Raw genomic sequence first — 22,328 nt, forward strand, 5'->3', positions numbered from 1 at the left:
TACATTACAAGCCAAGCAGAATACAGGTACACGACTATTTGAATCAATTCCCTTTCAATTCTGAAACCTACCATTCTACATATCGGTCCTTTTGGTGCTTGGTTCTTGGGTGAGTTCAATGAAAACAAAGCGCATAGTCATTATGCCATTCAAATTGCCATCCCCTTTGGCAAACGATTTACGGTAGAGACGGAAGGTGAAGTCTTTACAGAATCTGTTCTGATTCCTCCAGCCACCATTCATAAACTCACTTCAGAAGGTCCACAATTGACCATCCTTCTCTCCCCCACTACGAGTCACGGACATTACTGGAAAGCCCATTTAAAGGATAGTCCCTCACCTCCTCCTGAAGGTGAACTCAAAACATTGAAAGCGGTGATTGAGAGATACTATCACGATGAAATCGACAAGAAAGAATGTATCTCCTCCATCAATAGAATTATTGAATCATGGAATTGCAGATGTGAGGGATACGTTCATGGGGGAGATTCTAGAATTGAAGATGCCCTAAACTATTTAGAAGGACAATCGTATCGATCCGTTCCCATTGGCGAGGTAGCGCAGCACGTTCACCTCTCCGCAAGCCGTTTCCAACACCTCTTTACCGAGCAAACGTGGCAAACCTACCGCAGAGCCTTACTGTGGATGAAAATAGTTGCGGCCGCTCCCCTCTTTGGCAAACTCTCACTCACCGAAATTGCTCATGAAGTGGGGTTCTCTGACAGCGCTCATCTCAGTCGAACTTTTACGGACACCTTTGGGTTTAGTCCGCGACAAATTCAATCTTTCAACGGGGGAAGAGGACTATAATTCAGCTCGTTTATTCAAGTTTTTCAATTCGAACGTGTGGAGCTTTGTACCAAACAAAGAACATGAAAACACTCGTTGAGAACACGCCGCTACTCGATTTCAATCATCCCTCTCTACAACAATTGATCGACCAAAGAGGTTGGAAAAATCTTTCCGTGAAAGACCAAATCCAATCCATCTATCATTTTGTTAGAGATGAGATTGTGTTCGGGTACAATGTAGACGATGCCCTGCCCGCCTCTACCATTCTGAAAGATGGATATGGACAATGCAACACCAAATCAACGCTGTTGATGGCTCTGTTGCGCGGGGTTGGCATTCCTTGCCGACTGCATGGATTTACGATTCACAAAGCTCTGCAAAAAGGAGCCATTACGGGAATATGGTATCTCCTATCACCTACCTCCATTCTACACACTTGGGTTGAAGTAGAATACAAAGGGAAATGGAACCACTTAGAAGGCGTCATTTTAGATCGTGATTACTTGTCACAGTTGCAAAGGTGCTTTGGAGCACAACCAGGAGAATTCTGTGGTTATGGTGCATACACTGAAAACTTGTCAAATCCAGAGATCGATTGGGCCGAAAACCACACCTATATTCAAGCAAAAGGCATCAATGCAGATTTTGGTCTGTTTAACTCACCCGACGAGTTCTATCAAATCCACAAACAAGCACTCAACCCGATTAGAGGGTGGATCTTTCGAAACATTGCTCGTCACTCTATGAATGCGAATGTTCAGAAAATTCGTGCGGGACACCTGAGAAAATGAAGATGTTTCGGATATTGTTCATATCGAATCTCGCTCATCGAACTAGATATGATATTAAGCAAAAAATATACGGCCACAAGCTCCTTATCTGTAGAGGATATACATCAGCTTATTGCGGCCAACACCACAGAAATGACCGATTTGGAAATCGCCCTAAACACAGACAATCTTGAAAAGATGTTTATGGGAACGTATACTTTCAATTCGTTCAAGATTACGATGCCTAGCGTCAACAAAAAGAAGAAAAAAGCACATCCACAAATCAAGGGAAACGTGTATTCGTACAATGGTATTACATACGTTGATCTTCACTACAAGGCCTCTCCTTTCACCCTTCTCTTTTACTCCGTATTCCTCATATTCGTTCTATTCTTCGCTTCGCGATTTAATGGATTCACGGGAGTATTTGCTTTTTTCTTCTTGAGCGGTTTCACGATAAGTAAACTATCCATTGGAGGAACCTACTATGCAGATCGATACAAGTTACATGAACTACTTCTTTTAAATGAAGTGGGGAATAAGCCAACCGCTTCGAAAACGGCTCCCACTGCCTCGATGAAGCCCGATGTTGAACTGTTAAAGACAGACACTCATCCGGCTGCCTCGGCATCAACTTCAACGATCAGAGAGGAAAAGTCAAGAAAGAGCGAAGAACAGAAACCTAGATCCGCAGAAAAAGAATACCATTCACCTGCGATCGAAAAACCCCAAAAAGAAGACCGCCTTTCCCCTTCTAGAAAAGAGGAAAATCCGAGAAGAACCTCTCAAGAAAGAACGGGGAGGTATAATAGGAATGAGAGGTGAGTGGTAAGAGATGAGCGGTGAGAGTCGTTGGTGTTTGGGAGGACATCTGCAGTATACCGTTGGGCCTGAAGCCTAGAGCCTGTTGTCTATAGACTATGCTCCAACTCTCCCTTCCCCGGATTCGTTATATGACAAAGCCCTCTCTCATGAACAAACGTTACACCCTTCAAATTCCAGATCCATGTAGTCAGAAGTGGAGTGAAATGACGCCACAAGCGGATGGGCGACACTGTGATCAATGCGATAAAGTCATACGCGATTTCACTTCATACACAGACGCTCAAATCTTATCGGCCATTGAAAATGAAAAGGTGTGTGGACGATTTCGTCCCGATCAACTCAACCGAACATACAAACGACACGATGAATCCTCTAAAAGGTGGATATCCGTGTTCGCCACAACCCTAGCGCTCGCCTCTTCCTCGTCTGCTGAAAGTCAAATCATTACACCAACTCCAACAGATACCATTCACGACAGCGATACTTTGAAAGTGGTGGAGGTGACAAACAAGAATCAGATAATTCTTCGAGGAAATGTTTCCGATAAAGAGACTGGTGAGAAATTGTTCCAAGTATATATCACAGTGGAGAACACCGAATACAAGACTGCTTCCAATTTTGATGGCGACTTCGAACTCGCAATTTCAGAAGAGCTTGTTGAGAACGGTTTTACACTGAAGTTTACTTCGTATGGATATGATGGTATTAAGTTGATTTTTGCCCCAAATGAATATAAAGGTACGTTCATCAACATGGAATGTACAGCACAGTATATGGGGCTTCTAGGTGATGTACACATCGTTGAACACAAACGGTGGTGGGAGTTTTGGAAATAACAGGATAGAGATATCCATCCTCCACTATCATGAACGTCAAGAACTTCAAGAAGGATGAAAGCCATGCATCCGAATCGGTCCTAAATTTCCCTTTCACACTTCCCCCACTTTCCCTATCTTTTCACCGTACTACGAAAGATTACAACATGTCTGAATTGGAACACGACGAGAACAAAAAGGTATCGTCTGAACAAACTCCTGAAACTCCTTCTACTGAAGGTGCGAACGAACAAGCTGAAGCTAAAGCGGATGCCTTAGGTGAAACGGCTGAAACTTCAGAGACACCATCTGAAGAATCAGAAGATCAAACGGTTGAGGCTACCGCTCCAGAAGAGAAAGCGGAAGTCGCTCAGGATGCGAAGAACGAGGAGGAGGACGAAGATGATGATCACGAAGAAGATCTTCATACCGACGAGCACGAAGAGGATGACCAATACGAAGGTCAACATGATGAGCTACCTGATTACGATCATGAAAGCAACGAAAAACTACTCGCTGCCGCTGAACATTGGTCAAAGCACGACGATTTAAAGTCGGCGAAAAACCACATTGAAGCGATTCGAACAGCGCTTTTGAAGCGATTGGATGAAGAGCGCAACGAGAAAAAGGAAGAGTTTCTAGCCAATGGTGGTGTAGAAATCGACTTTCAATACGACCAAGCGGACCGAAGAAAGTTCCGCACCTTCTACTCTACCTACAAAGAGAGAAGAAGAAATGCACGCAAGCAATTGGAGGAACAACTCCAAAACAACTTGAACGTTAAGCGCAGCATTATTGACGCGGTAAAAGAAATTCCGGGTGCAGAAGGATCTGCTCAGGAGAAGTACAAGAGATTCCGCGAACTTCAAGACAGATGGAGAGATACCGGTCCTGTTCCTAGAGCAGAATCTCGCGACCTCTACAACAATTACCACTTCCATGTAGATCAGTTCTACGATTTCTTGCGTATCAGCAATGAACTTCGTGAACTCGACTTTAAAAAGAATCAAGCTGCCAAGGAAGCGCTGATTGCCGAAGCTGAGAAATTAGCGGGAAGCGAAGTAAATCCTGAAATGTTTGCAAGCCTACAGCGCCTCCACAAGAGCTGGAAGGAAATTGGTCCCGTGGAACGCGATATTCGCGATGCCATGTGGGAGAAGTTTAGCGAAGCGACCAAACTCATTCACGATAAGCGTCACAAGTACTACGAAGGATTAAAGACTTCGCGCGAAGAACGATTGGCAAAGAAAGCGGAGTATGTAGACCAAATGGCGGCCATGGACTTGAGTAAAATTAAGTCGCACCGCGATTGGCAAAAGGCCATTCAACAAATGAATGAATGGAGAGATGCCTTCAAGAAACTCGGTAGAATTCACCTTCCAGGTAACGACGAATTATGGGAGCGCTACTCGGACATCAACCGCAACTTCAATAAAACCAAGAACAACTTCTACAAAGAGCTCAAGCGAGAACAACGCGAGAACTTAGACAAGAAGAAAGCGCTATTAGATCGAGCAATTGAGCTAAAAGACAGCACCGATTGGCGGGAAGCTGCCAATGAACTAAAAGCTCTTCAACGCAAGTGGAAGACCATTGGTTTTGCACCTCGCGCAGAAAGCGATAAGATCTGGAACGAATTCAGAGCCGCGTGTAATCAGTTCTTTGAGCGATTAAAGGATAAGAATTCTGAACAAGATGCCGCTTACGAAGGCAACTATACCAAGAAAACAGAGCTGCTTGAAAAGGTAAAAGCCTTTGATCCTGTTGCGGCTGACCGCGGTGTAGATGCCTTGAAAGGCTTTATTGAAGAATGGAAATCACTGGGTTCTGTCCCTCGAGCTAAAAAAGATATCGAAGGCGAATTCAATGCTATTCTCGACAAGCACTTTAGCGCCCTGAAAATCGATAAGAAAGAGAGCGCTATGATTCGCTTTGAAAATCGCTTGCACCACATTGCGCAAGACGGAGATCAGCGAAGCATGGACAAAGAATACCACCAGTTGAGAAGAAAGATTGACGAAGCTGAAAAAGAACTTCGCCAACTTGAAAATAACATGGGCTTCTTTGCGAACAGCGATCCGAAAAATCCGTTAGTACGTGAGGCGCAAAAGAACATTGACCGCCACAAAGAACAGATTGAGCTGCTTAAAGACAAACTTCGTCTACTCAATAAAATCGACGAAGAAGGAACGGAGGAATAAGAATGGAATTTAGAATTGAAAGCGAGTACAAGCCCACGGGAGATCAACCTCAGGCGATTAAAGAACTCGCTTCAGGGATTCTCAACGGTGAAAAGTTTCAAACCCTACTAGGGGTTACAGGTTCGGGTAAGACTTTCTCGGTGGCCAATGTCATCCAAGAAGTTCAACGCCCTACCCTAATATTAAGTCACAACAAAACACTCGCGGCACAGCTGTATGGGGAGTTCAAACAGTTCTTCCCTCACAATGCCGTGGAGTATTTTGTGAGTTATTACGACTACTATCAGCCTGAGGCCTACATCCCTACTTCTGGAACCTACATCGAAAAAGACCTCAGCATCAATGATGAAATTGAGAAGCTGCGATTGAGTACCACTTCTTCTCTACTTTCGGGTAGACGAGATGTACTGGTGGTGGCTTCCGTGAGTTGTCTATACGGTATTGGTAACCCAGAAGAATTCAATAATTCGATTATTGAAATTGGCGTGGGAACCGTCATTCCTCGGAATCAGTTCCTCCACATGCTCGTTTCCAGTCTCTATTCCCGCACTACTGCGGAGTTCAAACGAGGAAACTTCCGTGTGAAGGGAGATACTGTTGACATCTTCCCTGCTTATGCCGACATCTTCTATAGAATTCACTTCTGGGGAGATGAGATTGAAAGGATAGAGAGTTGGGAACCCGATGGAGGACAGAGAATTGAATTGTTCGACAACCTCAGAATTTTCCCTGCAAACATCTTTGTTACAGGTAAGGATAAATTGAATTCGGCCATTCATATGATCCAAGACGATCTGATGGATCAGATTCAATTCTTCCGCAATGAACAACGTCCATTGGAAGCAAAGCGACTTCAAGAGCGCACGGAGTTCGACTTAGAAATGATACGCGAATTGGGCTACTGTTCTGGAATTGAGAACTATTCCCGATACTTAGACGGCAGAAAGCCAGGAACCCGCCCCTTCTGTCTTCTCGACTACTTCCCCGATGATTTCTTGATGGTGATTGACGAGAGTCACGTGACCATTCCTCAAGTTCGCGCTATGTATGGTGGCGACCGATCTAGAAAGGAAAATCTGGTAGAATACGGCTTCCGTCTTCCTGCAGCAATGGACAACCGCCCATTGAAATTTGAAGAATTTGAAATGCTTCAAAATCAAGTTCTGTATGTATCGGCTACTCCTGCAGATTACGAGCTTGAAAAAACAGGTGGGGTTTACACGGAACAACTTATTCGTCCTACTGGTCTACTCGACCCTCGCATTGAGGTTCGCCCAAGTGAAGGTCAGGTTGACGACCTAATGGAGGAAATCAACAAGCGCACGGAGATCGATGAACGCGTACTGGTAACCACACTCACCAAGCGTATGGCGGAGGAACTCACCAAGTATTTGACGCGATATGGAGTGCGATGTAGATATATCCATAGTGATGTAGATACTTTGGAACGCGTAGAGATCATGCGCGATTTGCGTTTGGGCATTTTTGATGTGCTTATCGGTGTAAACTTGCTGCGCGAAGGACTCGACTTCCCAGAAGTATCGTTGGTGGCCATTATGGATGCCGACAAAGAGGGATTCCTTCGCAGTGAGCGTAGTTTGGTTCAAACCATTGGTAGAGCGGCGCGAAATGTAAACGGCTTGGCAATCATGTATGCGGATAAAATTACCGACAGCATGAAACGCACCATTGAGGAAACCGAACGTCGTCGTGAAACGCAGCACCAATACAATCTCGATCACGGCATAACGCCACAGGCACTCAAGAAAAGCATAGATTCTGTTCTCGCAGGAAGCTCTACAGCCAAGAGCACTGTAATGGATCAAGTGGATCAGGTGAATTTGAGTGAGTCTCGCATTATTTATGAAACCAAAGAGAGTTTGGAAAAAGCCATTAATAACACGCGCAAGAGCATGGAAAAGGCTGCCAAATCTTTGGACTTCATCGAAGCAGCACGTCTTCGCGATGTGATGATAGAACTCGAATCCAAGCGAAGCACGGTGAAAGGCTAACAGTATGATTGCCCTTATTTTTATTGGACTCCCCCTGCTCGGAATACTCGCCTATTTCAAGTACAATCGTCAATTTGGAGGAAAGCTAACCAGCAGTCACATTGAGGAGTATTCCAATTCCCCCCATTGGAATGGGAAGAAATTTGTCAACGCTGTTCCAACAAGCATGGACCTCAGCGTGAAAGACATGCCGAAACTCATTCGCGAGCAATTTAGGAAAGATGCGAACCGAGAACCGGAGGCTCCTCTACCTATTGCCGCCTTCGACCTCCACTCCTTTCAATCCACATCTGAGTTCACCTACATCTGGTATGGCCACAGTGCTTTCCTGATGAAGATGAACGGTATCACCTTTGCCATCGACCCCATGATGGGACCTGATGCTGCTCCTATCGGCCCCATGCGAACGAAGAGATTTAGCGAGAATACACTAGATATTATCGATCATTGGCCAAACTTAGATGCCGTCCTCTATACACATGATCATTACGACCATCTCGATTATGCGAGTATTCAAAAACTCAAACAAAAGGTGGGACACTGGTATGTGGCTTTAGGAGTTGGACGACACTTGGAGCGCTGGGGTATTTCTCCATCTTCCATAACCGAAATGGACTGGTGGGATGATGCAACTTTAGGTGACATTCAACTGACCTTCACTCCATCCCGACACTTCGCGGGAAGAGGACCTACCGATAGAGCCAAATCCTTTTGGGGTGGTTGGGTGTTGAAAACATCCAAAGAGAGTGTGTATTTCACCGGTGACGGAGGGTATGCTGGACATTTTGAGGAAGTGGGTAAACGCTTGGGGCCATTTGACATTTGCTTTACCGAGTGTGGTCAATACAACGAAAAATGGCGCCCAATACACATGTTTCCAGAGGAAAGCGTTCAAGCAGCCACTGAATCTCAATCCAACAAAGCCGTTCCATACCACTGGGGTGGATTTCGCCTAGCCTTACATCCGTGGACTGAACCCGTGGAGAGGTTTATAGATCATGCAAATGCTGAAAATCTGCAATATCAGCTTCCGAAGCTAGGAGCTATCAACACCTTAAATGATGGAAATTCAAAACCTTGGTGGTGATTAATGGTGCTTGTATCGAATAACGGTTCCCGAAAGACTGTACTTGTGGAAGTACCAATACGATTCATCCTTTCCCAAGTATTCACACCTCGAGGTACTCACTTGCACGGGATGCATCCTATCAAAATAAACCAGTCCATTCTCTTCTGAGTTGTAGAATGGGATGAGTTGATCACCATCTGCGATCACCACTTCCATCCACAACGCAGTATCCCCCAAAACCTCTTGTGCAGTGTGGGTATCGATCTTTAATGTATCCCCAGTATAACTAACCAGTCTAGATTCATACGGCGAATGCACAAATAGCTCACCGCTAAGGTATTGATACATGATAGGTTCACCGTAGCGTATCCCATTTACCATTCGATAAGAACGGATAGGCGGCGCACGACGATAGTCCACATTCATCGCATCATCCATGAGTAGTAAGCCGTAGGCATCATCATTTACATAGGTAGCGTTCTTGACTAGAAGGGAATCAAAGGAAACAAACTTCGACCCGTACATTGAGTAGTATGCATCCTCTACACCGGGAGGTGAATTCGGCAAGGATATGATCTTTATAGACTCATTTGAACGATCGTAATCTAGAATGAACTGCTTCTGAACTAAAAACAGAGTTTTAGGACTGTCCTTATCCCTTTCTACTACCAGTGCAGAACCAGCAATTCTCATGCGATGCTCATGGCCAATGGCAGCGCAAAACGTAAATGGCTTAGCTTCCGTTTTGAGCAATGTAGAGTCGACTAGATTGTGAGCCACTTGCTCTTCTGTAAGTCCCAATTGAGAGAGTGTAACTCCCAAGTTGTTGAGCAACATCTCTTCCGTAAAGCTCCATTCCACCTCTCCATCGGAACTGGCCACATAAACCGCATGACCATTTTCAATGACCATAAACTTCTCCTTGTAGTAACTGATATCAGAATCAATCCCCGTCATGTAGGTATTGAAATCAAGAGTGTCCATTTCGATCTGCAAATCGCTGCAGCGCATTTGTTTAACAATGAAACGGTCCGTGATTCTTCCATCTTTCACACATCCCAACATGCTCAGTGGACTTCCGCCCGTGAGGACATTCATAAGGGAATCGTTGAAAATATGGGGTTGATAGGCTTCCTTCAGATCTTTCGACCAATGTCTATCACTTTTGAAACTTTCAGGAAAAACATACGTCAATTCCGCATCCGATAAACAGGTCGTTGCTAGTTCATTTAAATTGACCTCACACGCATAGCAATCGGTACCTGATAGAGCGATGTAATAGGTTTGCGAAAAACAGGGCAAGCACAGTAACATGCTTGCCCATAGGATATAAATGTGCTTCATAATTATGCTTCCCCACGTTCAATTAAAACGGCACAAATAGAGTATTGTCCTGCACATTGGATTCTGTAGTTTCCACCACCCATGTCCTCAAGTCCATAGAAAATACCGCGATATACTTTTAGACGAGTCTCCGTGTCTATTCCATAGGTCTCATCAAAAGTCTTTAAAGCTTCTAGCTGTTTACCTATATTCGGATCTTGAAAGACAACTCCATGTCCCATCATATCCACACTCCCCTCATGTTCTTCTAACCGATCTGCTGCTACAACAGTGTGATTCCCATCATTTACATACACAATAGCCTTCTTTCCATTGTTATCGACCTCCTCTTGTGTAGGCATCCTTCCTATAGTGAAACAAACGGCTGTTGTGGGTTTACATCTGATATTGATCCCACCAGCTCGAACTTCATCATCATCAAAAGTTCCTCGAATGACGGTAGGGTCATCGCCCGTGATGAGAGGATCAACCTCAGAAGGATTTTCCAAGGTGTAAGACCCATCTGTTTCATGAATTAAATTGTTCACAACATATGACTTCCCCGTCGCCGGAATGTGAACCACACTGGATGGATTAGATTGTCCAAAAGCAAACATGCTTAAGGATGTTGCAAGGATTAAAAACGATGCTTTCATATAAATTGATTTAAAGATTACTAAGTCACAGAAAGAGGTTAACATCACAAATAAATAAGTCTGCCCCCTACGGTTGGAAACGGAAACACTGTAGGAGATTCGCCTCTGAATGCAGAAAGACCTAAACCAGCGGAAGGTTGAATACCAAAGCTTCCAAAGTTGAATACACGCTGAATATTTGAACAAACCAGCAAGGGGTTCCGAAAGCCCAAGCCTGCACCGGAGTTTGAACCATTGGACCGATCAATCCGCATGAAGGACATCTTGAAACCGAGGCCTAAAAACCAATTTTGTCCTACAAGAAAATTGCCGTTCACATCCAATCCTAAAAAATTGTCTTGCAGCAATTCACCACGGTACCCGTTAAATGACTGGATGGCAGAAAATCCGAGGCCAAAATGAGCCCTTGGAGATTTGGCGTACAAGAAGCCCGCTGACCATTGGATGTAACTAGAAGGAGGCGAATTTGAATTGAATTTGACGGGGATTCCCAGTTCTGAGCTGAAATATACACCTAATCTTCCGCCTTCCATTTGAGCATTGCCCGCACAACTCAAAAAGCTGAAAACTAATGAAACAACAATTTTTAATCCTCTCGTCGCTCTCATATTCTACAATACATTGGTCCATTTATACGCTACCCCTTCATCTCCTTCTTGGGGAATTTGTTTGATGATGATGATACGCGTACTTAGGTCATCACATTCTACTTCAGCCAATTCACGACTCACTTCGAAATCTTACGATCATCGAAAGCCGAAGTCTACAGGCAGACATCATTTAGGTGCTACAAAAATTGGCAACCTTGATGTAAAGACCGTTGATTCCATCCAGTGCATGATTTGAAGAATGGACGATACCAACCAGCCCCTTGGTTTTGCTGACATATCCAATTCTCAACACCCCACCTATGAGGTAGAAACACCACCATTTAACGCCTTCGTCTTCAAAGCAACAGCAAGGGCAAATGGACTCTGGGTGTACAGACTACCACCCAATGACGGCCCTTCTACCCTTGCCGTATTTAATTGAACCGCGCCAATACTTTGATTAATAGAGATCTGTAATTTTGAACTTGGAGAGGAAATGCCGATTCCTACGTTTGACTTTCCGGAAGAACCCGAAATCTGATTATTCGGCACATAAATCTGCGCATAAGCAGAGATAGAGATGATAGAGCCGAAGATTAATCCCGTAAATAGATTGGACTTACACATAAACCAATGATTCGAATTGATAAATCAAATGGTTAGTAGTTGCTTCAAATGTAAATATTTATTTCACAAAAAGTCAAGCTCTATTTTACTTTTTAACAATTTAGTTCATTTCGGAACTGTCTCCTTTCGAGTTGCTAGACATCCATCTACGCATATCACCATTAGATTCATTAGACTTGTAGGAACATTTCCATACGGACTATCCCAATGACGAAGAAATTTACAGCAGAGCACCTTGAGAACGCACAATCCAGAGGTGAACTGATGGATATCGCCAAGGCTAATCACATCCCTATTGATAAGGCCTTACAAAAGATCAGATACGAGAAAGAACTCAATCTCTTGCAGTCGGAATTGGTGAGTTTACAAAAGTGGATTGCTCTAAACAAAATGAGAGTGGCCATCATCTTTGAAGGCAGAGATGCCGCAGGTAAAGGTGGAGCCATCAAACGATTCAAGGAGCACTTGAACCCGCGATCTTCTCGGGTTGTAGCCCTCACTAAGCCCACGGAAGTAGAACAGGGGCAGTGGTACTTCAGACGATACATCAAGGAACTTCCCAACCCAGGTGAGATTGTGTTTTTCGACAGAAGCTGGTATAATAGAGCGGTTGTTGAGCCGGTCATGGGATTTTGTTCCGAAGACCAATACCAGAAGTTCATGGTTCAGGTATCAGAATTTGAACACCTCCTTTACGAAGACAATGTTAAGGTGATTAAGTTCTGGTTCTCCATCTCAAAGAAAGAGCAACAGCGCCGATTCGATTCCAGAATGGCCAATCCGCTTAAGCGATGGAAATTTAGTCCGGTTGACATGAAGGGGCAGGAATTGTGGAATGAATACACACATTACAAAGAGCAAATGTTTAACCGAACTCATACGAACTTTTCGCCTTGGATTATCGTCAAAACCAACAGCAAGCGAGAAGCGAGATTGGAAAGTTTGCGCTATGTATTGTCTCAGTTTGAATACGAGGGAAAAGGAGAATCGGGAATTGAGCTTCTCCCCGATCCTAACGTCATCATTCGCTACCACAGAAGTGCCGTTCAAATTGACATCTAAGCCATGAAAAATTCAAAACTATCTGCCGAGGAAGTTGAGCTACTGAACACAAAAGTAGGCCTCTATACCTTGCTCAAAAAGCGAGAGGTTCAAATTGATAAGGTATTGAGTGAAGTGAAGTATGAAATGAAGCTTCGCGAATACCAAGAAGAGATGATCAAGCTCCAGAATTGGGTGATTGAAACGGGACAAAAAGTTGTGGTGATCTTTGAAGGTAGAGATGCGGCAGGAAAAGGTGGAGCGATTCGCAGGATTACCAAGCACATCAACCCGCGGCACTTCCGAATTATCGCATTGGACAAACCCACCGAAGACGAACGTCGCCAGTGGTTCTTTCAGCGATATATCAACCATCTCCCAAAACCGGGAGAAATCGTTTTCTTTGATAGAAGCTGGTACAACCGAGCGGTTGTTGAACCTGTGAATGGATTCTGTACACCTGAGGAATACAACATCTTTATGTCGCAAGTAAACGCCTTTGAGCGCATGCTAATCGATTCAAATACCTTCCTCATCAAATTCTATTTCTCCATCAGTAAAGAGGAGCAAAAGCGACGATTTGACGATATCGTGAGCAGTCCGCTCAAGCGCTGGAAAATGACGCCGGTGGATGCTAAGGCTCAAGAACTTTGGGACGAATACACCAAGTACAAAGAAGTGATGCTCAACGACACGAGTTCCGAACACGCGCCTTGGATACGCATCGATGCAGATGAGAAAACACATGCCCGACTGCAATCGATAAAGCACATTTTAAATGTGATACCCTACGCCAAATGAACCGACTGGCTAGTCCGTTAGAACTTGTAAGCAGCCGAAATGTAAGAGCGATTATCGCGAGAACCATTAAAGACAACATTGTCCTCAAATTGATAGTGGTTCCCACAACGATCTAGATTGACATAAAGTCCAAATTCTTCCCAATCGTATCCAAACCGTAAGTTTACTCCATACGTAAATCGGTTGTAATATTCATTGGTGATAATGCCATTCATATCCACTTCCACACCATCGTAAGATACCGCTGGCCAGGCATCATAAGCGAAATAACTTAGGAAAGGCATGGCTTGAATATTCCAGCCCAAATTTTCATCTCCGCCAAAATCGCCCTTGAATCTAACGCCCAATTCAAAATAGAGGGTGTGAAAATTCTCTTCTGGAAAGAAGATGAACTCTCCATTGATGGAATAGGGACCTGGAGAAACTGTACCGTTATTATACGTGAACCTAGCTTCGCTATAAATGAAAAACGGCTTATGATCGTACAGCCTGTGCGCATAGCCCGCAAGTACGGAAAGTACACCTCGTCCTTTAAGTCCACTATACAACTGCCCCACGCCACTGGTTCCATTACTGGATGTAATTTGATAGGAACTACTCGCAGGCGTATTTCCTCCGTGAGATGAAAGTCCAACACCAATCAGAACTTCACTTTTCTGTCCGACAGACACAAACGCAGACAACAAGAAAAGGATGAATAGTAATCGCTTCAATGGACAAATTTTAAGTCTAAAATAATCAATGGGATAGACTTGTGCTCTAAACGGCGTAGTGCATGGTACTTCGTTTGCGTAATCACAAGCGTCAACACTCTTACCTCTCAACAAAAAAACCCCGACAACTGCCGGGGTTTCTATTTTATCTTCAATTCTATTTAAAGAATCTTTACGAGATCTACTTCGAAGATAAGGGTCGCATTCGGTGGAATAACTCCACCAGCTCCGCGTGCACCGTACCCCAATTCACTTGGGATCACCAATTTTGCACGAGTCCCCTCTTCCAAGAGCATGATGCCTTCATCCCATCCTGGAATGACTTGTCCTACTCCCACTGGGAACTGAATTGGCTCGTTGCGATAATGTGAAGAATCGAATACTTTTCCATTCTTCAATTTTCCGGTATAATGCACAGAAACAAGCTGACCTTTCGTCGGTTTTGCTCCTGATCCCTCCTTCAAAATCTTGTAGTAAAGACCACTTTCAGTGCGCTTCATGCCTTGGGTAAGATCCTTCAAAGCATCCGCTTCTGCCTTGCGCTTTTCTTCTTCCGCTTTGAGCTTGGCTTCCATAACTCCCGCAAAAACCGCAGCAGCATCAAACGACTCTGCCATTTCACCAACACGAGTAATAGTCACTTTATCCATGGTATCACCTTGCTCAATGGCATCCACTACATCCTGACCTTCAATCACCTCTCCAAAGATAGAGTGCTTGTTGTCTAGCCAATCTGTAGCGACGTGGGTGATAAAGAATTGTGATCCATTCGTACCCGGACCAGCATTCGCCATACTCAATTTCCCTGGTCCGCTGTGCTTGAGGTCTTTGTGGAACTCATCGGCAAATTGGTAACCAGGACCACCTGCACCTGTTCCCGTAGGATCTCCACCTTGCACCATGAAATCAGCGATTACGCGGTGAAACTTGAGTCCGTCGTAGTACGGCTCCCCTTTACCTTTTGCAGTATTCTCTATTTCACCTGTGGCCAAACCAATGAAGTTTGCTACGGTAAGTGGAGTTTTATCGTAATGAAGTTCCGCTACAATCTTACCCTTAGGCGTTTCTATGGTAGCGTAGATTCCCGGTTTGTTCATCTTTCTTATTCAGCAATGTTAATGTCAAATACCAAAGTTGCATTTGGTGGAATAACACCACCTGCACCTTGAGCTCCGTAACCCAAGCTAGGTGGAATAATCAATCTAGCCTTGGTTCCTTTCTTGAAGAGCATGATGCCCTCTTTCCATCCTTCAATCACACGACCAGACGGGCCAGACATGATTTGGAATCCTTCGTAAGGACGACGAGGATCATAAGTACCAATGGCCTTGGCAATAGATTCGTAAGAACTGTCGAAGAACTTACCATTCTCTGCTAAGTACCCAGTGTAATCTACAATTACGAATTCGTTGGCTTCCACTTGTGGACCTGTTCCCTCTTCTAGAACGATGTAACCCAAACCACTAGGAGTTGTTTGCATTTGATTCGTCCAATCGGCAAAAAGTCCTTTGAATACATCTTCAGAAGACTCACCGTCTTGCAACCAAGTGTAGGTATCTAAGAATGCTTGAGCATCTTCAGCACGTGCCTCATTCACCGCTACTTTATCTGCTTCTGCCTTCTCCATTCCCGCTTGCAATGCAGCGAAAGCATCAAACTTTCTCGCATCAGAACCAATGCGGATAATGCGAACCGAATCAATAACAACCGCCGTTTTAGGCTTATCACCCTGACTTTTTTCAACACGTGCAATTGCTCTAACCACGGACATTCCGTTTACAACTTTACCAAAGATGGCATGCTTGTTATCAAGGAATCTGGTAGCTGTATCTGTGATGAAGAACTGGGAACCGTTGGTACCAGGACCTGCATTAGCCATGGAAAGAATCCCAGAGCTGGTGTGCTTTAGTGTGTCTACAAATTCATCAGGGAATTGATAACCTGGCCCACCACTGCCGTTCCCTTGAGGGTCACCGCCTTGAATCATGAAATCTGCAATCACACGGTGAAAGGTTAGGCCATTGAAGTAAGGCTCTCCCTTTTTCACTGTTGTCAATTCGTTGGTTCCTTCGGCAAGAGAGACGAATGATCCAACCGTCATTGGAGTTGCATCATAGTACAATTTAATAAGAATGTCTCCTTTGGTAGTAGACATCTTCGCGTAAAGACCATCTGTCAATACCACCTTATTCTCATTGATGCTCACCTCATTTGATGAACTCTTGCAAGAACTTGCGAACGACATAATCGCCGCTAATCCCAACAATTGAATGAACTTCATATCGCCTTTGTTTTAATTGTTTAATCGTGAATTCGAACGTGATAAAGAACCGGAGTAATCGGTGGAATTTTATCCATATCTCCAGCAATTCCCCATGCGAGATGCGAAGGAATCAAAATTGCTGCAGAATCTCCTTTGTGCAACAATAAAGTTGCTTCATGCATGCCCAATACCGCGTCGTTGTCTTTGTTAACCCGCATCATAAACGGACCACTCTCTGCACTCGAGCTTACAGGAAAACCATCTAAGAGCGTCAAGGTATAATCCATCTCAATAATGTCTTCTTCCTCAATTTTTGCTCCTTCCCCGTTTTCGTAAATGTAGTATTGAAGTCCCGTTCCGGTTCGTGTCCAATCCAGTCCGCTTGAATCCGAATATGCCTCAAGCATCTCACGTTCAAAGCGCAAGCGCTCTACATTTTGTTGGATGAGCGCTTCGCGATGCTCTGCTGGAGTCAAGTTTTGTTCTGGCGGTTCCACATTTGATCCACCCTGACAAGAATGAAGGAAAACAACTCCAAGGACTAGGATCAAATACTTCATATATTCTCTTTTTCTATGGCTTCACGCACGGCGGTAATGGCTTCTTCAGCATTTCCGTGGAAGAGTCCGCCGGCTGCATTCAAATGCCCACCACCATTAAAGTACTTTCTCGCAAAATGGTTCACGTCGAGCTCGCCTTTGCTTCGGAAAGAACACTTGCAAACATCTCCATCTTCTCTGAAGAAAACGGACATACGCATGCCTTTCATACTCAAGCCATAATTGACAAAGCCCTCACTGTCTCCTTTTGTATAACCCACCTTATTCATCACCTCTTTAGTGAGATGCAGAATGGCGATATCGCGGTCTTCAACGAACTGCATGGTATCTAAAAGGTGTCCAAGCAGTTTCATGCGCGACTTTGTATTCACATCGTAAATACGCTCGTGAATAAGCTCTGGACGCGCTCCGCGCTCAAGGAGAAATGCCGCAGCCTTGTGCGTGCTCGGCTTCGTACTCGGGAATCGAAAAGATCCCGAATCCGTCACAATCCCAACATATAAACAAGTGGCAATAGCCTCACCCACATCTGCTTGACCGTCCCACATCTCGATGAGATCGTAAATCATCTCACAGGTACTGCCTTTGGCAATATCCGAGTACATATCGTCTGGCCAAGATTCGGGCTCTCGGTGATGATCGATCAATACTTTACGTGCCTCAGATGATTCAATCATCGGAGCGATCAGTTCTCCTGCTCGGCCAATGGCGTTGTAATCCAAACAGAATACAACTTCGGCTTCAGAGAAGAGGCGTTCAGCTTGTGCAGTGTGATAGTCTGCACTAACTGTAGATTCAGCACCGGGTAGCCACTTTAAAAAATCAGCGGGATCATTCGGAATAACAACACTAACCTGATGGCCAGACTTCTCCAAATAATGCTGTAAGCCCAATGCACTTCCCATCGCATCACCATCTGGATTGATGTGATTGGTGATTACCACCTTTTTGGGAGATGATAAAAACTCACGTAGGTCGTGCAATTCTAGTATGCGCATTCGAGCTTTATTTGGCGACGTTTACGGCACGTGTCTCGCGAATAACCGTCACTTTTACCTGACCTGGATAGGTCATTTCATTCTGAATTTTCTGAGTGATATCGAAAGAAATTTGAGCCGCATCGGTATCTCCTACCTTTTCGCTGCCCACAATTACTCGAAGCTCTCTACCCGCGTGAATGGCATACGCCTTTTCAACCCCTCGGAAACTCATAGCGAGGTTCTCAAGGTCTTTCAAACGCTGCATATAGCTCTCAGCAATCTGACGACGAGCACCTGGGCGAGCACCTGAAATCGCATCACACACTTGAATGATTGGCGAAATCATGGTAGTCATTTCAATCTCATCGTGGTGCGCTCCGATTGCGTTACACACTTCGGGTTTCTCACCGTACTTCTCGGCTAATTGCATACCCAAGATAGCGTGTGGCAAATCGGTTTCTTCGCTCGGAACTTTGCCGATATCGTGAAGTAGACCTGCGCGCTTGGCAAGCTTGGGATTCAATCCCAACTCCGATGCCATGATCGCACACATATTGGCCACCTCTCTACTGTGTTGAAGGAGGTTCTGTCCGTAAGAGCTACGGTACTTCATACGGCCTACCATGCGGATAAGCTCTGGGTGAAGTCCGTGGATACCCAAGTCGATACTCGTACGCTTACCGATCTCAACAATTTCCTCTTCAATCTGCTTGCGCGTTTTCGAAACCACTTCTTCAATGCGCGCTGGGTGAATACGGCCGTCTGTTACCAACTTGTGCATCGACAAGCGAGCAATCTCACGACGTACGGGATCAAAACAAGAAAGAATAATTGCTTCAGGAGTATCATCTACAATGATTTCCACCCCTGTGGCCGCTTCCAAAGCGCGGATATTTCGACCTTCTCTACCGATGATGCGACCTTTCACATCGTCGTTTTCAATATTGAATACAGACACAGCATTTTCAATAGCTTGCTCTGTAGCGGTTCTTTGGATGGTTTGAATCACCACCTTCTTCGCCTCTTGATTGGCTGTTAGTTTCGCTTCTTCAATGGTATTCGCAATCGATGCAGCAGCTTCAGTCTTCGCCTCCTCGCGGAGTGCTTCCATCAATTGTTGCTTCGCATCTTCACCGCTCAAGCCAGAAATCACTTCAAGTTGCTCCACTTGTTGGCGGTGCATTCTTTCAATCTCTTTCTCCTTGCGCTCATTTGCTTCGAGCTTGCGTTCTAGCTGCTCTTTCAAACGATCGAGATCTTTCTCCTTGCGCTTTGATTGCTCAAGCGTCTGACTTGCTGTGCGCTCTCTCGATTTCAATTTATCGTGGCGCTCTTGCATCTTCGCCTCTCGACGTGCAATTTGAGCCTCGTGTTCCGACTTCAATTCCAAGAATTTTTCCTTGGCTTGAAGCATTTTATCCTTCTTGATGGACTCAGCCTCTTTCTCGGCTTCAACAATGATAGCTGAGCCTTTCTTCTTGAGCTTGAGGTTGAAGAAAATCATCCCAAGTACAAAGCCGGCTACTATGCCGAGAATTGGACCGATGATTATTAAATTATCCATAGTGAGTATAGTATTAAATAAAAAAAGCCCGCACTGATGCTGCTGTCTAAACTCCAAAATAGACAGGATCTGGGATGACCAGTATAGATCGACCTTCCGCTGCTGTCCGAAGACAATACCGACGTAAAGTCAGCATGCGGCCTGCTCTAGCCATACCGAGTTACACCCCAACATTATGTAACTGTTGAGTTTAGCACAATAAATGCATCAGTGCGGGGGTATCGTAAAACCCCATATAATGGGTAAGAACGTCTGCTATAACACTGCGTCGAGCTGAGCTTCCAGCCCTTTCAACGCTTCTTCCAATGGTGCAACCACGCCTTCTTCTCCTCGTTTAAGAGCTAGAAACTGAGTGGCGAACTGCAATGTACACATGGCCAACACATCCTGCTTGTCTGAAACGGCATATCGCTCCTCAAAGCGCTTTACTGCCTCATTTATGGCGGATACGGCTTTGCGCACCCTCTCCTCTTCATCTCTTCGGATGGTAAGAGGATAAACGCGCTGTGCTATGTTGACTTTTATCTTGAGTGTCTGTTCCATGACCTTTTGGTCTAAGCGTTGAGCAGTGCGATGCACTTATCGATTTCTCGCACTAACTCGGCAAGAGTGGATTTGGTTTCTTCTACGGCTCCTTCATCAGATCCTCGCAGTGCACCAGCCATTCTCGCCTGTCGAAGCTGCTCTTCTAAATCACCGTTCTCAACTTTCAGGCGTTCGTTATCTGCTTTGATTTCAGACAGTGCCGATTTCAGCGCGGCATTCTCTGCTTTCAAAGCATCGTAGCGCTCTAGCAATTGCTCTAGCTTACGACGAACATTTTCAGATAGTTGGAGAGCTTGGTTCATGAAGTGCTTTAACGCTCCGGTCTTGAGCAAAAGTAACGAAGGACTACGTTGAACACAATGTTTTCCACTATTTTTCCGCACTGAACGTTAACAAGAGGAACTAAAAAGACAATCCGCACGGTCTCATCTATGTATAAAAAAATCACTTTAAGCTTCATTTTCAGCCTATTAACCCTAATCACCGTTGCTCAAAACTATCCTAGGGATTACTTTCAAAAACCTTTAGACATCCCTCTCATCTTGAGTGGAACCTTCGGAGAACTCCGCAGCAATCACTTCCATGCGGGTATTGATATCAAGACCAATGGCGTTGAAGGTCTGGCCGTGCGTGCCGCAGCCGACGGACATATCGTTCGAATTGCCGTTTCTCCTTATGGCTATGGAAATGCGATTTACATCCGACATCCCAACGGATACACAACCGTATATGCGCACCTACAGCGCTTTACTGAACACATTGCAGATTGGGTTGAATCAGAACAATACGATCGCGAATCGTTCAATGTAAATCTCTTCCCTCCTGCTGGTAAATTTCCAGTGAGCAAAGGAGATATTATCGCGTTGAGTGGTAATTCGGGCGGAAGTGGTGGCCCTCATCTTCACTTTGAAATTCGCGACTCTCGCACAGAGGAACCCATCAATCCACTCCTTTTTGGTTTTGATGTCCCCGATCACCGTGCACCAACCATTAATGCGATTTACGCTTATCCACTCGACGATAACGGTCACTTGAACCAACGCCATGCACGCACCTCTCTTTCTCTCAAAACCATTAGAGAAGGAGAATATGCGATAAAATGGCCTCAACGTGGGTTGGGTCCTATTGGGTTTTCTATTGAAACCATCGACCGGCTGGACGGTGCTTGGAATTCCAATGGTCCGTATTCCATTTCGCAATATGTCAATGATGAGAAGAATGCGGAATTCATCGTAGAGCGCCTCTCTTTTGCTGAAACCCGATACATCAATGCACACATGGATTACGACCTGTACTCCTGTTGTAATGATAAGGTGAATAGAATGTGGATTCTTCCTGGGAATCACTTGCGGGCCTATCGCTCACTCCACAACAATGGCGTGGTGGATGTTCAGGCAGATTCTACTTACGAATTGAGATGGGAAATTAAAGATGTTGCGGGCAATACCACGGTTCTCACGGGAACCCTTCAAGGCGAAGCGCTCACCTCCTCTCCTGCTCCCTTGCAAGAAGGAACCACTTTGGCCTTTGATCAACCCAACTTCGGATCTATTGGCAATTTTACCTACCAGATGGAAACGGGGTGTTTGTATGAAGATGTAACCACCACATTGGAAGAATTGGAAAGCATTCCCAATGGATATAGCCCCGTCTATCGCTTAGGCACACGCTCTATCCCCGTTCACAAACATTTTTATGTTCAACTCCCTCTTTCGGATGTACCCGAAAAGTATCGAAATCAAGTAGTAGTTGTAAGTCTTGATGATGATTTAACCCGACCTGATTCTTGGGATGGTGACATTTTGAATGGCAAAGTGGGAAGTGAAATCAAGGCAAAAGTTCGAGCGATGGGACCGTATACGCTAATGATCGACTCCGTTCCACCAAGCCTTCGCGTAATTCGCGGCGTTAGCAATGGTGCTACATTATCTCGTGGAAGCGAAATTCAATTGAAGATTTCAGATGATCTAAGTGGAATTCAATCTTACACCTGTACCATAGACGACCAATGGTATTTGATGAGTTATGATGCCAAGAACAATCTGCTACGTGTAGAGTTAACCGATCGAATTTCTGCAGGCAATCACACCTTAAAATTTGAGGCCGTGGATGATAGGGGAAATGTAACAACTTTAACATACACGTTCACTTACAGGCGTTAAGCCGTAGTAGTGATAATG

22 protein-coding genes are annotated in these 22,328 nt (G+C 44.8%); 10 read left to right on the top strand and 12 right to left on the bottom strand.

Features of this window, described 5'->3' with window-relative positions; genetic code table 11:
• Window positions 1–105: 105 nt before the first annotated feature.
• From F8C82_RS06165 to F8C82_RS06195, 7 genes are all read left to right on the top strand, one after another.
• Window positions 106–810 (top strand): helix-turn-helix transcriptional regulator, encoded by a 705-nt coding sequence (locus tag F8C82_RS06165; RefSeq protein ID WP_170266169.1) that lies wholly within the window; start codon window positions 106–108, stop codon window positions 808–810.
• A gap of 62 nt (window positions 811–872) precedes the next feature.
• Window positions 873–1,583: a transglutaminase-like domain-containing protein gene (locus F8C82_RS06170; protein WP_151692674.1), complete on the top strand. Its 711-nt coding sequence runs from the start codon at window positions 873–875 to the stop codon at window positions 1,581–1,583.
• A 48-nt stretch (window positions 1,584–1,631) separates the two neighbouring features.
• A complete protein-coding gene (locus F8C82_RS06175; RefSeq protein ID WP_151692675.1) occupies window positions 1,632–2,387 on the top strand; it encodes a hypothetical protein in 756 nt (251 codons plus the stop codon).
• Between the two features lie 146 nt (window positions 2,388–2,533).
• A complete protein-coding gene (locus tag F8C82_RS06180; RefSeq protein WP_170266170.1) occupies window positions 2,534–3,223 on the top strand; it encodes a carboxypeptidase-like regulatory domain-containing protein in 690 nt (229 codons plus the stop codon).
• Between the two features lie 146 nt (window positions 3,224–3,369).
• Window positions 3,370–5,403, top strand: coding sequence for a DUF349 domain-containing protein (locus F8C82_RS06185; RefSeq protein WP_170266171.1), 2,034 nt, complete (start codon window positions 3,370–3,372; stop codon window positions 5,401–5,403).
• 2 nt (window positions 5,404–5,405) lie between these two features.
• On the top strand, window positions 5,406–7,415 hold the full coding sequence (gene uvrB, locus F8C82_RS06190) for an excinuclease ABC subunit UvrB (protein ID WP_151692678.1): 2,010 nt from the start codon (window positions 5,406–5,408) through the stop codon (window positions 7,413–7,415).
• 4 nt (window positions 7,416–7,419) lie between these two features.
• Entirely contained in the window at window positions 7,420–8,502 is a 1,083-nt protein-coding gene (locus tag F8C82_RS06195; RefSeq protein WP_151692679.1) for an MBL fold metallo-hydrolase, read from the top strand.
• Here the strand turns inward: F8C82_RS06195 and F8C82_RS06200 are convergent, their stop codons facing one another.
• The 4 genes from F8C82_RS06200 to F8C82_RS06215 all read right to left on the bottom strand — a co-directional run bounded on the left by F8C82_RS06200 (window position 8,503) and on the right by F8C82_RS06215 (window position 11,680).
• A complete protein-coding gene (locus tag F8C82_RS06200) occupies window positions 8,503–9,582 on the bottom strand; it encodes a hypothetical protein (RefSeq protein ID WP_151692680.1) in 1,080 nt (359 codons plus the stop codon).
• Between the two features lie 248 nt (window positions 9,583–9,830).
• On the bottom strand, window positions 9,831–10,463 hold the full coding sequence (locus F8C82_RS06205; RefSeq protein WP_151692681.1) for a hypothetical protein: 633 nt from the start codon (window positions 10,461–10,463) through the stop codon (window positions 9,831–9,833).
• 44 nt (window positions 10,464–10,507) lie between these two features.
• Window positions 10,508–11,071 carry a hypothetical protein gene (locus F8C82_RS06210; RefSeq protein WP_151692682.1) on the bottom strand — a complete coding sequence of 188 codons (564 nt, stop codon included), beginning with the start codon at window positions 11,069–11,071 and terminating at the stop codon, window positions 10,508–10,510.
• Between the two features lie 300 nt (window positions 11,072–11,371).
• Complete coding sequence (locus tag F8C82_RS06215; RefSeq protein ID WP_151692683.1) at window positions 11,372–11,680, bottom strand: hypothetical protein; 309 nt, start codon at window positions 11,678–11,680, stop codon at window positions 11,372–11,374.
• A 207-nt stretch (window positions 11,681–11,887) separates the two neighbouring features.
• Here F8C82_RS06215 and ppk2 (F8C82_RS06220) point away from each other — a divergent pair, with 207 nt between their 5' ends.
• Together ppk2 (F8C82_RS06220) and ppk2 (F8C82_RS06225) are read left to right on the top strand one after the other, a co-directional pair.
• A complete protein-coding gene (gene ppk2, locus F8C82_RS06220; protein WP_151692684.1) occupies window positions 11,888–12,742 on the top strand; it encodes a polyphosphate kinase 2 in 855 nt (284 codons plus the stop codon).
• A 3-nt stretch (window positions 12,743–12,745) separates the two neighbouring features.
• Entirely contained in the window at window positions 12,746–13,522 is a 777-nt protein-coding gene (gene ppk2, locus F8C82_RS06225) for a polyphosphate kinase 2 (protein WP_151692685.1), read from the top strand.
• A gap of 17 nt (window positions 13,523–13,539) precedes the next feature.
• Here ppk2 (F8C82_RS06225) and F8C82_RS06230 read toward each other — a convergent pair whose 3' ends face one another.
• From F8C82_RS06230 to F8C82_RS06265, 8 genes are all read right to left on the bottom strand, one after another.
• The gene (locus F8C82_RS06230; RefSeq protein ID WP_151692686.1) at window positions 13,540–14,235 is read right to left on the bottom strand and encodes a hypothetical protein; all 696 of its coding nucleotides are present in this window, start codon (window positions 14,233–14,235) and stop codon (window positions 13,540–13,542) included.
• Window positions 14,236–14,396: 161 nt separating this feature from the next.
• Window positions 14,397–15,332: a peptidylprolyl isomerase gene (locus F8C82_RS06235; protein ID WP_151692687.1), complete on the bottom strand. Its 936-nt coding sequence runs from the start codon at window positions 15,330–15,332 to the stop codon at window positions 14,397–14,399.
• A gap of 5 nt (window positions 15,333–15,337) precedes the next feature.
• A complete protein-coding gene (locus F8C82_RS06240) occupies window positions 15,338–16,516 on the bottom strand; it encodes a peptidylprolyl isomerase (RefSeq protein WP_151692688.1) in 1,179 nt (392 codons plus the stop codon).
• A 20-nt stretch (window positions 16,517–16,536) separates the two neighbouring features.
• Window positions 16,537–17,058 carry an FKBP-type peptidyl-prolyl cis-trans isomerase gene (locus tag F8C82_RS06245; protein WP_151692689.1) on the bottom strand — a complete coding sequence of 174 codons (522 nt, stop codon included), beginning with the start codon at window positions 17,056–17,058 and terminating at the stop codon, window positions 16,537–16,539.
• Window positions 17,055–18,056 carry a DHH family phosphoesterase gene (locus tag F8C82_RS06250; protein WP_151692690.1) on the bottom strand — a complete coding sequence of 334 codons (1,002 nt, stop codon included), beginning with the start codon at window positions 18,054–18,056 and terminating at the stop codon, window positions 17,055–17,057. Before F8C82_RS06250 ends, F8C82_RS06245 begins: the two co-directional genes overlap by 4 nt.
• Window positions 18,057–18,063: 7 nt before the next feature.
• A complete protein-coding gene (gene rny, locus F8C82_RS06255) occupies window positions 18,064–19,602 on the bottom strand; it encodes a ribonuclease Y (RefSeq protein WP_151692691.1) in 1,539 nt (512 codons plus the stop codon).
• A 255-nt stretch (window positions 19,603–19,857) separates the two neighbouring features.
• A complete protein-coding gene (locus tag F8C82_RS06260) occupies window positions 19,858–20,145 on the bottom strand; it encodes a cell division protein ZapA (protein ID WP_151692692.1) in 288 nt (95 codons plus the stop codon).
• A gap of 11 nt (window positions 20,146–20,156) precedes the next feature.
• Window positions 20,157–20,450 carry a hypothetical protein gene (locus F8C82_RS06265; RefSeq protein WP_151692693.1) on the bottom strand — a complete coding sequence of 98 codons (294 nt, stop codon included), beginning with the start codon at window positions 20,448–20,450 and terminating at the stop codon, window positions 20,157–20,159.
• A gap of 129 nt (window positions 20,451–20,579) precedes the next feature.
• On the opposite strand from F8C82_RS06265, the gene F8C82_RS06270 reads away from it, so the two are divergent.
• Window positions 20,580–22,310 carry a peptidoglycan DD-metalloendopeptidase family protein gene (locus F8C82_RS06270; RefSeq protein ID WP_151692694.1) on the top strand — a complete coding sequence of 577 codons (1,731 nt, stop codon included), beginning with the start codon at window positions 20,580–20,582 and terminating at the stop codon, window positions 22,308–22,310.
• Window positions 22,311–22,328 lie beyond the last annotated feature (18 nt).

Origin of the sequence: Phaeocystidibacter marisrubri, from assembly GCF_008933165.1 — a bacterium.
Classification (GTDB): Bacteria; Bacteroidota; Bacteroidia; order Flavobacteriales; family Schleiferiaceae; genus Phaeocystidibacter; species Phaeocystidibacter marisrubri.